We start from the raw sequence: 13,109 nt of genomic DNA on the forward strand, positions 1-13,109 counted from the left end.
CTCAAGACCGGAACGCACTACGACGAAGCAACCGCTTGGTCTCATCACGCCGAGTCGCTTGCTGCTTGACATCTAAGCTCCTGGGATGTCTTTCGGCCTGACCGAGCGGACATCAGGCAGACGAAAGGAGGCCGTCGTGCCGACTTTGGGCATACCCGACCGTCCCCACCTCGACAGCTTCCGCCGGCAGGCCCGTGCCCTGCAGCGGGCCGTTCGGGCCGGCGACCCCCACGCCGTCGCGCGGCTGGCCAGCCACCATCCCGGTGGAGTGCCCGACGACGCCGGCGGCCTCCAGCTCAGCGCGGCGCAGTTCGTCGTCGCCCGCGAATACGGGTTCGCCAGCTGGCCCCGGCTCGTGCGCTACCTGGAAACCGTGGCCGAACACGGCTGGGACACCGGGCTCGGTGCGGCGCCCGCGGCCGATCCGGCGGAGGAGTTCTGCCGCCTCGCCTGTCTGACGTACAGCCGCGAGGACGGACCGGCGCGCTGGGCGCAGGCCCGTCAACTGCTCGCTCAGCATCCCGGCCTGACCACGGTGAACATCTGGGCCGCCGCGTCGGCCGCCTGTCGGCCGAGCGTGTGCTAGCGGTCGCCCGGCAGCTGCTCGACGCCGGCGCCGACGCCAACGAGGGTTACCTCTTCGACGGGCTACCGTCGCCGTTCACGTTGCTGACGGGGGTGTTCGGCCACGGCGAGCTGGGCCGGCGGCGCCAGCCCAGCCACCCGCACTGGCGGGCGCTGGGCCGGCTGCTGCTTGACGCGGGCGCCGACCCCAACGACGCCCAGACCCTGTACAACCGGATGTTCGAGCCGGACAACTCGCACCTGGAGCTGCTGTTCGAGTATGGGCTCGGCACAGGCGACGGCGGTCCGTGGAAGACGCGGATCGAGAGGCTGGGCACGCCCGCGGAGATGCTGCGCACCCAGCTGCGCTGGGCGGTCGAGCACCACCAGCCCGCCCGGGTGCGGCTGCTGGTCGAACACGGCGTCGACTTCCGCTCGCCGTTCGAGGGTGACGGGCCCGCGTGGAGCCCCGGCGACGGCCGGACGCCCGTCGAGCTGGCCCGGCTCAACGGCGACACCGAGATCGCCGGCTACCTCGTCGCGCAGGCTGCCGCGCCGCCCGGCTCCGACCCGGTGCGCGAGCTGATCGCCGCGGCGTTCCGCGCTGACCGGTCCACCCTGGACCGAATCCGCGCCGAGCATCCCGACGCCGTGACGGAAGCCCGCCGCAGCCGCCCCGGGCTCATCGTGTGGGCCGCGACTCAGGCGCCCATCGAGACGGTCACGTTGCTGGCGGAGCTCGGCTACGACGTGAACGCCTACGGGCGCGGCGATGCGCCGGTCGAAGAGACTTGGGAGACCGCACTGCACCACAGTGCTGCGGAAGGCGACGTCGAGCTCACCCGCCTGCTGCTGGACCTGGGTGCCGACCCCAACCTCCGCGACCGGCGCTTCGACGCGACCCCGCTGGACTGCGGGTCGAGCCGAGATAACGGGAATTCCGGCCATGGGTGGATCTTGAGCGCTCTGACCTGCTACAACGTCGAGGGGGTTCGAGCTCCGCCGTACGACTCGGGGCCAGCCGTACTTCCGAGATCACGAACATGATCGACCGTTGGCCGCTTCTGCTCGTATCTCGGCTCGACCCCTCCGGGCCGGGCCGCCGGTCCTGTCTATGCTCAAGCCCATGGCACTGGAATGGGAACAGATCATCGTCGACTCCGCCGACCCTGTCGCTCTCGGGCGCTGGTGGGCCGAGGCTCTCGGCTGGGTTGTGGTCGACGAATCTGAGGAGATCATCGAGATCCGGCCTGAGCCGGACCGGATGCCGGGGCTGCTCTTCGTGCCTGTCGCCGAGGGCAAGACGTCGAAGAACCGGCTCCATCCCGACTTCCGCCCCGACGACCAGGAGGCCGAGGTCGCCCGGCTGCTCTCCCTCGGTGCCCGGCGCGTCGACACCGTGCAGGACGAGCAGCACTGGGTGACCCTCCTCGACCCGGAGGGCAACGAGTTCTGCGTCCTGGGTGAGCGGAAGAGCTGAGCGGAAGCACTGGCGGAAGCGCTGAGCGGAGGCCGGCAGTTATTCGGAGGCCCCGAGTCGTACGGCGGAGCTCGAACCCCCTCGACGTTGCAGCAGGTCAGAGCGCTCAGGATCCAGCCATGGCCGGAATTCCCGTTATCTCGGCTCGACCCGTGCTGGAGGTCGACTATCCGACCGGACTGGACCGCCAGATCCACCTGCGGGGGCGGGGGCTGACGGTGATCCCGTCCTACTTCCGCCGGGGCAACCCGGTGGCGCTGGTGGATCCGGCGTTGCCTCTCGTCCTGGCCTACCCGATCCGCCGCCCAGGCCAGCGCCGCGCCGCCGGGAGCGCCGCCGCCGGGGGCGAGGCGCTGGCGGCGCTGCTGGGGCGCACCCGAGCGGAGATCCTGAGCTGCATCGTCCAGGCGCCGGGCTGCAGCACCGGCGAGCTGGCCCACCGTGCGCGGGTCTCGCCGTCCACGGCCAGCGAGCACGTCCACGTGCTCCGCCAGGCCAATCTGATCGCCAGCGTCCGGCAGGTCAACCTGGTGCTGCACTATCCCACCGAACTGGGCGCCGACCTTCTCGCCGGGCGGCCCACCCGTGGACCAGCGTCTTTCGGCGGACGCCGAAAGACCCTCGCCTCCTGACGGCCGCGCGCCGATGCTGGTATCCGCCGGACGCTTGGACGAGCCACCTACCAGGGGCGTCATGCTCGCGCCAACATTACTTGCCCCACATGGATGACTACCAAGAGACACTAGGCGTGCTCCCAGAGCTGGTTGAGCTTACCGTCGCAGGGGAACTGGGCGGCCCACGCGAAGCGGTCGATGCTCGCGTTGTGAATGCCTAGGCACATCCCGCTGTTGCGGTTCCTGAGCGAGAAGCGCGTCGTCGGGTGGCCGTTGTGGTGAACCACGATCCAGTCCTGGTTGAGGGCGCCGGAGGGGTTGGCCTGGATGGCCGCGGCGCCGGCATTGCTGCTGGCGTAGTCGATGCCGAGGTTCTTGCGGGAGCCGGCGTTCTCATAGCCGATCCAGACGCCGTCCGTGACCTGGCACCAGAGCTGGTGGAGGCGGCCCGAGGGGGACTCCTGGATGATCCATTCGCCGTTGTAGTTGCTGTTGTTCTCGGGCTGTAGGAACAACTTGGACTTGTAGTTACGGAGCTTCAATGGGGGGTTGACGTTGCACCCCCGCCCGACTGCGCTTGAGCGGGCGCCGGGCCGGCCGCCAGGACCAGCGCTCCTGCCATGATCGCCGGGCGGCCTTTCTGGTACGGGTTGCGCGCATGGTGGTCTCCTCTCACGTCGCGGATTCCAGCATCGGCGCGCGGCCGTCGCACGGTAAGAGTGTTTCGGCGTCCGCCGAAAGACGCAGGTCCCGGGCTTGTTCAGACGGCCAGGGCATGCGTGGTGACACCCGTCCCCGACTCGGCTGTCGAACGAGGCCACGGCGTGGTCGGGCCAGTGGTGCCTGCAGGCGCGCCTCGGCGTGCCCCAGCGCCCCCAGCTTGGCCCGCCGCACCGCGTCTTCCTTGAGATCGAGTACGGCGTTCAGCACCGCGTCCACGTCCAGCGGCACCACCAACCCGCAGCCGACGCCCTCGACCATCGAAGCGCCCCGCGGCGTGGTGATCACCGGGAGGCCCCGCCTCATATAGTCCATGATCTTCGTCGGTACGGTGGCGACGGTGTCGTCCGGGAGCGCCAGCCCCGCCAGCACGCCCTCGGCCATCCGCAGCCGACTGCCTGACATGACTAACGTGCCTTACAACCCCCGAATACTCGTCAGGCACGTTCCCAGACCACCCACTTGGCTTACATGCCTGATGGCTGCGAGCGACCCAAGATAATTGTGGTGCTCGGCGACAACCCCGCGGGCTCGTTCGACTCCCGCCATTTCGGCTTCCTCCCGGCGAACCGGGTGCTCGGCGTGCGCAGGCGCGGGATGATCCTTGCATGACGGATGAATCGGACGCGGATTCCGGAGGTGCGGACGGGCAGGCCCGGGGGCGGCGGGTGTGGCGATGGACTGCGCCGATTGGGTTGGCCGTCGCCGCGGTGGTGGCTGTCGCCGTCGGTGTGAGGCTCCTGGCGGAGGAGCCGGACCGCAGTTCGTTCGCGACGTACGACACCGAATCGCCCGTACATACCCGGACGCCGCGTTTCGTGATCACGGTGGGCGCCTACGGACCTCCAGAAGCGCCATGGCTTCAGGTGCACGAGATGAAGAAGAACGAAGGGCAGCGCTTGGTCGACTCGGTTCGGTCGCCGTCGCCGTCCGCGGGCGAGGCCCAGGAGATCATCGCGGGCCCCGACGGAACATTCGTGGTCGCCGCCTCCCGGGCCAAACCATGTGAGTCCCGGCTCTACCGCTTCCGCCTCACCGGCGAAGGGCACGCGACCGGAGTCACGCCGGTGACCGGGGGCATCGCTCCGGCGCTGGTGGCGGGCCTGGCGATCAGCCCGGACGGCCGCCGGATCGCCTACGCGACGACGCCGTGCGCCGACGATCCATCGATGCCACCGACCGCGGCGTCCCCGCCGCAGGCCGCGAACCCGCCAAGCGCCACGCTGACCGTGCTTGACGCCGTCACTGGACACCGCCGCACCTGGACCACCGGCGGGATGTCGGTCCTCGGCGAGATCGTCTGGGCCCGCGACAGCCGGACACTCGGCTACGCCACCGGTGATGTCAACCACAGGACACGGACGTCACCGCCGCCTTCCCCTGACGGCACCGACGAGCCGCCCGGTGACGCCATCGGCAACGTCACGGTGCGCGCCCTCGACACTGACGCGCCTGGCACCGATCTGCTCGCCGGCCGCGTGCTGTTCCGCCCACCGAGCGGTGCCGGCACGGTTACCAGCGCGGTCATGAATCCGGACGGCAGGACAGGCTACGGCACGATGAGCAAGGGGCGACCGCCGAGCACCATCTTGTTCTCGTTCGCCGAGGGCCGACCGATGCACGTGACCAAGACCATCCCACCCGACCCGGAGGGCGCCATCACATTGCACGCCTTCAGCACAGGCGACGAACCTCGATATGCCTGCCTGAACGGCATCGACGCCTTCGGCAGGGTGACCGAAGGCACCTTCGGCTCACAGAGCTTCGGGCGATGCGGGACCGCATGGGGCTACTGAGCCGTCTCCATCACGGTCAGGCGCACTCTGCCCGGTGTCCAGCACGATCGGCACTCGGCAATCAGCCGGCACTGGGCCCGCTAAGTCGGACGCCTTCCCCGAACGCCGCCTTCAGCCGCCAAGTAGACCGCCGGGACCGCGCCCAGCACCAGAGGTTGACCACGGCCCCCGACGTGCCCGGAGCGGACGTCCGCGCCCATGCCCGGGACGGGGTCCTGGTCATATCCGGCCGGAAATTCCCGCTAAGCACTGAGGTGCTGGTCAGCGGGGCTCGTCCCGGGTAGTCCAGCCATGTTTGGTCATGAGCTCGGACGGCGCAGTGCGGAGCTGGTTGACGCGTTCTTGGGCGTCGGGGCCCTGGATGCCGATGGTGAGGGCTGAGTCGGTGGCGTTGTAGGTGGTGGGGCATCCCTCGGCGGCGACCCGAGCCGCGGCGTGGATTCGGCCCCGGAGCCGGATGAGCTTGCGCTGGTCGGTTAGGCGGTCCAGGCCGTCGATGGTGAGGTAACACAGGAATGGGCTCTTCCCTGCCACATCGCGCTCATCAGCCAAAGCGTTGAAGGCTCAGGGTCGGCGAAGGCAGTGCTGATCCTCAAGATGGGCGATCCTCGGTTGGGCGGGGTTCGGAGGACTCGTCCTGACACGCATGCGCGGCACCGACCCCTGATACGCTGTCAGGCATGATCCAGAAGTTCATCCGTCTTCGTAACAACTGACGCGGTCTGGCGCCGGTCGTTCAGCGACCAGCGCCAGTTGAGGCGACCCCGCAGACAGGTGCCATAGCACCAGCAGCGCACCACAGGGGGCTCGCCCGCCGCCGACCGCCGGCTTCATTTCACGGCCTGTCCTGCCGCGTTCTCGCCCGGCAGCCGCATGCCGTTCCCCGGCAATGCAGGCATGTTCGCCATGCCTTCCATCGAAACGGACTGTTCTTCATGCGATCCATCTCCAACCACTCGTCGTCGCCTACGTTCGTGCTGGTCCACGGCTCCGGCTCGAGTTCCTTCATGTGGGCTCCCGTCCAGCGCGAACTGGCGTTGCTCGGCCACCGCAGCTTCGCCGTCGATCTGCCGGGCCACGGCCTCGACGCGCAGTACCCGCTCGCCTTCCAGGCACCCCAGGACCTCGACACGTGGGCGGTCGAGCCGTCCACGCTGGCCGGGGTCACCCTGCAGGACAACGTCGACACCGTCGTCGACGTGGTCCGACGCGTGGCGGAGCACGGGCCCGTGGTGCTGGTGGCGGCCAGCCTCGGTGGCGTCACCATCACCGGCGTGGGCAACGCCATCCCCGAACTGGTGGATCGGCTCGTCTACATCTCCGCCTGGTCGTGCGTGCAGCGCGCCAACCCGATCGAGTACATGCAGGAGCCCGAATTCGCCGACAACCTGATGGGCCCGCTGTACGCGTTCAACGTCGGCGACCCCGCTCAGCTCGGTGTCGGCCGGGCCAACTACCGCACCGCGGACGTGGAACTGCTCAACGCGCTCAAGGCCGCGACCCTGGCGGACGTAAGCGACGAGCAGTTCCGGGCCTTCCTCAACATCCTGCAGCCGGACGAATCGATCGCGGTGATGACGGCCGACGCCCGCGTCGACGCCGACACCTGGGGCACCATCGCCCGCACCTACATCCGCCTCACCGGCGACCGAGCCCTCCCGGTGGCCATGCAGGACAGGCTGATCGCCGAAGCGGACGCCCTGACGCCCGGCAACCCGTACGAGGTCCACACCATGGACACCTCACACGTGGGATTCCTGTTCAGGGCCGATGAGGTGGCCGCCATTCTGGACAAGGCGGCGATCTAGCAAAAGCCCGGTACTGCTTGGTGGCCCGGCCGCCAAGCAGTACCGGGCTGCAGTTGGCGGACAAGGAACGCTGCAGCAGCCCGGATGGTCACCGCTTAGCGGGAATTTCCGGCCGGATACAACCAGGACCCGGGGACTGACGCGGGCGTCAGTGCGTTCCCTTCCAGGAGTAGAAGGCGCCGTGGAGATGATCGAAAGTGTGGGCGACGGGATCGCCTGACGGCTCCACGCCGTCGAAGATCCGGGCCGGATCGCTCCGCGGGCTCCAGGCGTAACCGTAGGGATCCAGTTCCGCGACCAAACCCCGCTGGAAGAAGACCACCCCGTGCTCACGGCTGACCTCCTCGAACGCCATCCCCTCGATGGTTCGAGGGCCGAGCCGGTCGCCCTCCCCCAGCGTGCGGGCGACCGCCTCGATCTCCCCGGCCGCGCGGACGAACTGCTCGTCCTCAGAGCCGCGGAAAACCACGATCGCCACCGTCACGGCACCCACGAGCACAAGGATGCCGAAGAACACCAACACTCCCGAACGCGAAACACCGACCGGCACCGCGCCTCCAGATGATCGGTGTGGACAGGACTCCTGATGATCGTAAACGGGCCTGCCGGACATCGGTGCCAGAACGCGTGACCATTTCTCGTTGGTAGCAAGTAGCGTGACCCAACAGTGCCAACAAGCATGTCCCGCAAATCAGAACGCCCGCCTCGCAGTACTACTCAACTTCCAACTAACGTGTCACGGCTCAGGAGCTGAGCCGAAGCACGATAGTTGTCACACAGGCAGGCTTTCTGTCACCGAGAGGGCCCCGTGGGGCTCATGGCGGCGACGAAGGCGGAGAATGTCGGGGTGATGATGCGCCAGGCGCACTGGTGCGGCTCGGTCCAGAAGTCGCTGGCGACGACCCGCGGGTCGGTGCGGCTGTTGCGATAGTCCAGCGCAATGGCGACGTCATCACCTGGGTTCCGGTTGACGGCGATGAGCACGGCTTGGTCGACGTCGAGCCATGGGAGTTCGACGGGGCTGATGGAGCGGTTGCCGCTGGCCTGCCGGAAAAGGTCAGCGGTGGCGGCATCCTCGGCCATCCAGTCGAGCGACCGCGATTCACGGCGTATCTGATCAACATCCTTCAGGAAGTCCAAGGGGTCCTCGAACCACGGCATGATCGTGCGCAGTGCTTCCTCACCAGGGTGCCGCCATTGCCCGCTGGCCAGTAACTCCAGGAGCAAAGCGGGCAATGGCAGCCCACGAACATCGATCGTCAAGGGAGCCTCTTCTCACGCGGTTCGCGACGGCCGATGCCTCTGATCCCACCGACAGCCTGCACCACCTCGTCGACATCCTCGACCAGGTACCCGTCCTGTTGGTGCCCTGCATTCAGGTCGGATCACGGGCCGAGCTAGACGATCCGGCGACACAAGCCGGAACCTGGGGCTCGGTGCTGCCCGCTGTGTGGAGCTTCATGCTGGCAGCCCGCAGCCGAGGACTCGGCACCGTCTGGACCACCCCGCACCTCAACTACGAACGCCAGGCGGCTACGCTCCTCGGCCTGCCGTACGAGACGACCGTCCAATGCGCGCTGATCCCCATCGCCTGGACGATCGGCACACAGTTCAAGCCCGCCCGTCGCGTCCCGGTCACCGAGGTCGTTCACTGGGATCACTGGTAGATCTCACAAACAGTGGGCCGAGAATCCACATACAAGATCCCCGCCGCCCCAATGAGAGCCCAAGCCTCGGCTCCGCGTGCTGCAACCGAGCCCGCGGCACAGATCTACGCCGCAGTCTCCTCGCCAAGGTGCAAGTGGTCTTCCATGTCCTCCAGCGGCGCGCACGGCGCCCCCAGCGAGCGGCGAATGAGCGCCGTGCTGACGGACGCCGAACGGGGCGAGGCGAGCGCGACCAGGCCGTACGCTCACCTAGGGCTGAGCGGGACCGGGGCTGGTGCTGAAGCGGTCGACGCCGTCCACTGCGTCCGGCATGTGTGTCACGGCGCGTAAGGCCGCGCAGCCCGGAGTGTGAACCTGTGTGACGATCACACCGCTGTCCACCCAGAGGACCATGGCCAGGCCTTCGGCGTTCGCGGGCGTCGCCTTGCAGGTGAAACACCAGCGCCTTTCCGTCTGCGGCCGGTCAGCAGGCATGGCCACCACCACGATGAGCGATCAGGAACGTCACGGCCCCTACGCTACGATCATCACGCCCATGCTCAGGCCCGATGGAGTGTGCGCGCGCCCCGCCGAGGCCGCTTCAGCCGTCATCGCGCACGAGAAACACCACCTTGCCGATCTCCGCGACGCTGGCCCGATCAAGACAGCCGAACGTGCCCCCAGTTGCCCGCTGTGATCGAGATCCTGGACCGGCAAGCGTGCCCGACGGGTCCGGGAGGCGAGCGGTCGCCGTGCACGGGGGCAGGCACGTTGCAAGGGCGGACCCGCCGCATGGGTGTGCGGCGGGTCCTGGGTGGCGTCAGCCGCGTGACCTGTTGTCGGTCTCGAGGACGAGACGCGCGAGCTCCAGCCGGTCGATGTCCGGTCCGTACGCCGCCGCGTTCCCGAGGACGATCGCGCCCGTGCCCGTGCTGAGCGTGAGAGGCGTCGCCTGCGGCCAGAAGTTGTCCCATGCGTAGTTGTGCCGGAACACGCCGCGCGTCGTCGTGCCGCCGGTCTCGCTGATGTCGAGGAAGCGGCTGACGACGTCGGTGTTGTACGGGTGGCCGGTGTTCCTGTCGGCGTTGGCGTAGTGCACCACCAGGACGTACTCTCCGGGGCCGGACCCGTCCGGGCGGGGGAGGGTGAGCGTGTTGCCCGGGCCGTTTCCGATGTTGCCGGCGTACGCGCCCGCGGAGGCGTTCGACCCGCTGGTGGCGGGAACGGTGACCACGTTCGCCGTTCCGGCGCGCGGCGCCTGCTCAGCCTCGATTCGGTGGACGGCCGCGTCCGCCTGCGCCACCCGCGCCGTGGTGAGCTCGCGCAGCTCCAGGCGGGCCGGGCCGCTCACGTCGATCTTGGAGATGCCGGCCGGGAGATACACCCGGGCCCGCGAGGAGCCCTCGCCGGGGTGCGTCGCCCGCAGGCCGCGGATCACGCGTCCGTCGACTCGCACCCGCAGCTCGCCCCTGCCGCGCGCCCGGTAGGCGAACGTCAGGTCGTGATAGCCGTCCTCGCCCGCGGCGACGAAGAACGTGGCCCGTGCGTCGCCGCCGAGCTCGATCGCGGCTCCCTTCGCCCGGCGGGTGATCCGCGCGCCGCCGGACAGCCGTGCCTCGTCGGCGGGGTAGGCCGCGCGCTCGACCCCGGTCACCTCGGTGAGGTCGAACTTGTCCAGTGTGATGTCGCTGCCGGGCAGCCGGTTCGCACCGTCGGAACTGGTGCGCACGGACAACTCGTGGGTGCCGGCGGTCAGGCCGAGCTCCACGTCGGTGTGGCCGCGATAGGTCCAGCCGAGGTTCGCCGAATACTGCACGATCTGGTTCAGCACGCCGTCCACGAACAGCGCGTGTCTTCCCGGCGCCTTGTTCGCGCCCTGGTAGACGCCCAGCCGGTAGCGGCCGTCGCGGGGCACGGTGACGGGGAACGTCACGGCCGAGTCGGCCCGGTTCATGGCGCCGACGTCCCGCTTGCCCGAGGTCGCGTACAGCTGGGGGTTCGCCGTAGTGTCCTGGTCGAAGGCCTGTGCGGAGGTGAGCGCGGCGGACTCCGCCTCGATCGAGACCGTCCAGGGCGCGTCGGGCGCGGGCGAGTCGCCGCTCGCGGGCACGATGGTGACCCGGTAGGCGGCCATCACGTCCCCGCCGGGCAGGTCCACCTGCAACCCGCCCTCCGGCACGGCGACGCGCCGGGCGGCGATGACCGGCGGCTTGAGCGCGTCGCCCTCGTACCCGGTCCAGGTCGTCTTGGACACCACGACGTCGACGCGCTCGCCGAAGACGGCGGGATGGAGTCCGGAGACGTCGAGCCGGACGGGCTCCGAGCCGCCGCCGACCAGGACCGTGCCGCGCCGTGCTGTCGAGTCGATCGCCGCGACGGCCTGGACCGTGTCGGCGGCGTTCACCTGGGGCGGGGTCGCCTTGACCGTCTGCCCGGTCAGGTCGGCGTACCACTTGAGCAGCCACCAGCCGCCGTTGGCCTGGCGGGTGCGCACCGCGTGGTCGTCGAGGTTGCCCGCGTAGGTCCAGTACGCCATGTCGGCGTCGACCTTGGTGTCCTCGAACAGCGAGATCCACTGGATCATCTGGCCGGGGACGGACATGTCGCGCCGGTTGCCGTACTCGTCGATGTTGATGGGCAGCGCCTCGATGCCGAGCTCGCGTTCCATCGCGCGGTAGTGCTCGTAGTGGCCGCGGTAGGAGGCCAGCTTGTCGCGCTGCAGCTCGTGCCAGGCCATGATGTCCGGCAGGCAGTTCCCCTCGGGGTCGCCGGCGCAGGGAGCGCCCTTGGCCCAGGTGAGGAAGTCGCGCAGCCGGCCGGCGTTGTAGCCGGCCTCGTTCGGGCCGACGATCCGGGCCTCGGGGTCGATCGACCGGATGCGCTCGAAGACCGCCTTCCAGTCGCTGAAGAACTTCTCCTTCACCTGCGACCAGTTCTGGTACCAGATCAGATCGGGCTCGTTGAACGGCACCCAGACGAACTTGTCCTTGTCCCGCGTCCGCTCCCGCACGACCTTGCGCACCATCGTGTCGACCTTCGCCAGATAGTCGTCGATGCCGCGGTTCTCGTAGGGCCACTGGCTGTAGACGTCCTGCATGTAGATGACGATCTCCTCGCCGCCCGCGGCGAAGTAGCCGTCCGCGACCACGAGCGCGTCGCCGTTGGGATGCTGGTCGCCGTCCGGGGCCTTCTGCGCGATGGTGCGCGGCCGGGCGCCGGCGAGAAGGGGATCTCCTGGTACGCCGGGGTCCGACAGGCCGTACAGCATGCCGGTCGCACCGCCGTGGACGCGACCGGTGCGCTGCGCGAAGTCCACGGCGACCACGTCGGGAGCGGCGGACGCGGCGGCCGGGGTGGCCGGGGTGGCGGTCAGGGTGGCGAGCGCCGCGAGGGCGGCCGCCGTGCGGGCATGCCGGAACAACCGATGTCGGTGCATGACTGTCCTCTCCTGGTGCCGGGCCGTTCGGTCCGGCTCGGGGGTGGGGGTGCGACCCGGGAGGGCGGCTTACCTGACGGCGCCGTCAGTGATCCCGGAGATGATCCTGCGCTGGGCGATGGCGAAGACGACCGGCGGCGGCAGGCTCATGAGGATGACGCAGGCGAAGATCAGGTGCCGGTTGCTGAGGCGCAGGCCGGAGACGGCGACCTGGAACGGGTTCTGCGGCGGCGCGTCGAGTCGGCCACCGATCTCGATCATGCCGGCCGGGCTACCGGCCAGGCCGAGCCGGCGGAGCAGGAGCACGATGGTGGCCACGGCGGGTGGCAGCACCCCAGCGCCGGGTCTCAACGACGGCAGAAGACATCAAGATCTCTCTTTCGGGCTGAGGCGCCGCTGACTCGGACCGGCTGCACGGGCTGGTGTGACCGGTCACATTCTTGAGCGTAAGTGTGAGCGGTCACACTCCTCTCGGGGAAGGGCCCTTTGCGGGATCGTTACGCCCGGATTTCAGGGACCCCACGGCGTGGGCGCGCGGTGCGAAGGTCCCCCCGGCCTCCGCGGCCTCGAACGCGAACCCATGATGGCGGCGCAGGCGGGCGTGCGATCTGGCCGGGACGCGAGGACTGCGAGAAATCGATCAAGCCGTGGGATGGTCCATTGATCGTTGCATAGAGCAAGGGAGTGCTATGGTCGGCTCAGGTGAGCCGGGAAGTCTGGTCGGCGCTGTCGAATCGTGCCCATCACTCATGGACGACCATCATGAATCCCATCGTGCCAGGCATCGACGAGGCCGTTCCCGACTTCGACATCCGCCTCGACAGACATGGAGACGTCGTTCTCCTCTGCTTGACCGGGCGTTTGGAGGGGGCGGCGTACCTGATCCTGCAGCAGTACCTGGTCGATGTACTGGTGGCGAGGATCCCGCCGCTGCTCGTCGTGGACGTCGGGGGCCTAGTACTCCAGTGACATTTCGCGATCATGGTTGGGATCTGCGCTGGTAGTGGCAGCGTCGAGCGGCGGCTTGATGACGGCGGCGCCATTG

The 13,109-nt window shown here is 68.9% G+C and carries 17 protein-coding genes; 10 read left to right on the plus strand and 7 right to left on the minus strand.

The window, feature by feature from the left end; translation table 11 throughout:
• The first annotated feature begins 136 nt into the window (after positions 1-136).
• The 4 genes from ACIBX3_RS60735 (at position 137) to ACIBX3_RS60750 (ending at position 2,676) form a co-directional block, all read left to right on the plus strand.
• Entirely contained in the window at positions 137-586 is a 450-nt protein-coding gene (locus ACIBX3_RS60735; RefSeq protein WP_397129942.1) for a hypothetical protein, read from the plus strand.
• Positions 580-1,611, plus strand: a complete 1,032-nt coding sequence (locus ACIBX3_RS60740; RefSeq protein ID WP_397129943.1) for an ankyrin repeat domain-containing protein — start codon at positions 580-582, stop codon at positions 1,609-1,611. The genes ACIBX3_RS60735 and ACIBX3_RS60740 overlap by 7 nt, the downstream gene beginning before the upstream one ends.
• Before the next feature lie 79 nt (positions 1,612-1,690).
• A complete protein-coding gene (locus tag ACIBX3_RS60745; protein WP_206060996.1) occupies positions 1,691-2,044 on the plus strand; it encodes a VOC family protein in 354 nt (117 codons plus the stop codon).
• Positions 2,045-2,196: 152 nt separating this feature from the next.
• A complete protein-coding gene (locus ACIBX3_RS60750) occupies positions 2,197-2,676 on the plus strand; it encodes an ArsR/SmtB family transcription factor (RefSeq protein ID WP_397129944.1) in 480 nt (159 codons plus the stop codon).
• Positions 2,677-2,786: 110 nt separating this feature from the next.
• Here ACIBX3_RS60750 and ACIBX3_RS60755 read toward each other — a convergent pair whose 3' ends face one another.
• Entirely contained in the window at positions 2,787-3,200 is a 414-nt protein-coding gene (locus ACIBX3_RS60755; RefSeq protein ID WP_397129945.1) for an RICIN domain-containing protein, read from the minus strand.
• A 130-nt stretch (positions 3,201-3,330) separates the two neighbouring features.
• On the minus strand, positions 3,331-3,762 hold the full coding sequence (locus tag ACIBX3_RS60760; protein ID WP_397129946.1) for a hypothetical protein: 432 nt from the start codon (positions 3,760-3,762) through the stop codon (positions 3,331-3,333).
• A gap of 123 nt (positions 3,763-3,885) precedes the next feature.
• On the opposite strand from ACIBX3_RS60760, the gene ACIBX3_RS60765 reads away from it, so the two are divergent.
• Both ACIBX3_RS60765 and ACIBX3_RS60770 read left to right on the plus strand, forming a co-directional pair.
• Positions 3,886-3,990 (plus strand): S26 family signal peptidase, encoded by a 105-nt coding sequence (locus tag ACIBX3_RS60765; RefSeq protein ID WP_397129947.1) that lies wholly within the window; start codon positions 3,886-3,888, stop codon positions 3,988-3,990.
• Positions 3,991-4,253: 263 nt separating this feature from the next.
• The gene (locus ACIBX3_RS60770) at positions 4,254-5,174 is read left to right on the plus strand and encodes a hypothetical protein (protein ID WP_397129948.1); all 921 of its coding nucleotides are present in this window, start codon (positions 4,254-4,256) and stop codon (positions 5,172-5,174) included.
• A 261-nt stretch (positions 5,175-5,435) separates the two neighbouring features.
• Here ACIBX3_RS60770 and ACIBX3_RS60775 read toward each other — a convergent pair whose 3' ends face one another.
• Positions 5,436-5,708: a hypothetical protein gene (locus ACIBX3_RS60775; RefSeq protein WP_397129949.1), complete on the minus strand. Its 273-nt coding sequence runs from the start codon at positions 5,706-5,708 to the stop codon at positions 5,436-5,438.
• Between the two features lie 401 nt (positions 5,709-6,109).
• Between ACIBX3_RS60775 and ACIBX3_RS60780 the strand changes: the two genes are divergently transcribed.
• Positions 6,110-6,982, plus strand: a complete 873-nt coding sequence (locus tag ACIBX3_RS60780) for an alpha/beta fold hydrolase (RefSeq protein WP_397129950.1) — start codon at positions 6,110-6,112, stop codon at positions 6,980-6,982.
• A 148-nt stretch (positions 6,983-7,130) separates the two neighbouring features.
• Here ACIBX3_RS60780 and ACIBX3_RS60785 read toward each other — a convergent pair whose 3' ends face one another.
• Together ACIBX3_RS60785 and ACIBX3_RS60790 are read right to left on the minus strand one after the other, a co-directional pair.
• Positions 7,131-7,499: a hypothetical protein gene (locus tag ACIBX3_RS60785; RefSeq protein WP_397129951.1), complete on the minus strand. Its 369-nt coding sequence runs from the start codon at positions 7,497-7,499 to the stop codon at positions 7,131-7,133.
• A 275-nt stretch (positions 7,500-7,774) separates the two neighbouring features.
• A complete protein-coding gene (locus tag ACIBX3_RS60790) occupies positions 7,775-8,245 on the minus strand; it encodes a hypothetical protein (RefSeq protein WP_397129952.1) in 471 nt (156 codons plus the stop codon).
• Between ACIBX3_RS60790 and ACIBX3_RS60795 the strand changes: the two genes are divergently transcribed.
• Entirely contained in the window at positions 8,218-8,649 is a 432-nt protein-coding gene (locus ACIBX3_RS60795) for a nitroreductase family protein (RefSeq protein WP_397129953.1), read from the plus strand. The two genes, ACIBX3_RS60790 and ACIBX3_RS60795, sit on opposite strands and share 28 nt — an antisense overlap.
• Positions 8,650-9,007: 358 nt before the next feature.
• On the plus strand, positions 9,008-9,325 hold the full coding sequence (locus tag ACIBX3_RS60800) for a hypothetical protein (RefSeq protein WP_397129954.1): 318 nt from the start codon (positions 9,008-9,010) through the stop codon (positions 9,323-9,325).
• Positions 9,326-9,448: 123 nt separating this feature from the next.
• Here the strand turns inward: ACIBX3_RS60800 and ACIBX3_RS60805 are convergent, their stop codons facing one another.
• Together ACIBX3_RS60805 and ACIBX3_RS60810 are read right to left on the minus strand one after the other, a co-directional pair.
• Entirely contained in the window at positions 9,449-12,064 is a 2,616-nt protein-coding gene (locus ACIBX3_RS60805) for a hypothetical protein (protein ID WP_397129955.1), read from the minus strand.
• Between the two features lie 69 nt (positions 12,065-12,133).
• Complete coding sequence (locus ACIBX3_RS60810; RefSeq protein ID WP_397129956.1) at positions 12,134-12,415, minus strand: hypothetical protein; 282 nt, start codon at positions 12,413-12,415, stop codon at positions 12,134-12,136.
• Between the two features lie 411 nt (positions 12,416-12,826).
• On the opposite strand from ACIBX3_RS60810, the gene ACIBX3_RS60815 reads away from it, so the two are divergent.
• Positions 12,827-13,033: a hypothetical protein gene (locus ACIBX3_RS60815; protein ID WP_397129957.1), complete on the plus strand. Its 207-nt coding sequence runs from the start codon at positions 12,827-12,829 to the stop codon at positions 13,031-13,033.
• The last annotated feature ends 76 nt before the right edge of the window (positions 13,034-13,109 follow it).

The organism is Nonomuraea sp. NPDC049480 (assembly GCF_044465905.1).
Classification (GTDB): domain Bacteria; phylum Actinomycetota; class Actinomycetes; order Streptosporangiales; family Streptosporangiaceae; genus Nonomuraea.

Bases quoted from the DNA above. Each gene is read 5' to 3' on its own strand.
- ACIBX3_RS60745 (WP_206060996.1), top strand. From the start codon at position 1,691: ATGGCACTGGAATGGGAACAGATCATCGTCGACTCCGCCGACCCTGTC.
- ACIBX3_RS60760 (WP_397129946.1), bottom strand. From the start codon at position 3,762: ATGGCCGAGGGCGTGCTGGCGGGGCTGGCGCTCCCGGACGACACCGTC.
- ACIBX3_RS60770 (WP_397129948.1), top strand. From the start codon at position 4,254: ATGAAGAAGAACGAAGGGCAGCGCTTGGTCGACTCGGTTCGGTCGCCG.
- ACIBX3_RS60780 (WP_397129950.1), top strand. From the start codon at position 6,110: ATGCGATCCATCTCCAACCACTCGTCGTCGCCTACGTTCGTGCTGGTC.
- ACIBX3_RS60795 (WP_397129953.1), top strand. From the start codon at position 8,218: ATGGCAGCCCACGAACATCGATCGTCAAGGGAGCCTCTTCTCACGCGG.
- ACIBX3_RS60805 (WP_397129955.1), bottom strand. From the start codon at position 12,064: ATGCACCGACATCGGTTGTTCCGGCATGCCCGCACGGCGGCCGCCCTC.
- ACIBX3_RS60815 (WP_397129957.1), top strand. From the start codon at position 12,827: ATGAATCCCATCGTGCCAGGCATCGACGAGGCCGTTCCCGACTTCGAC.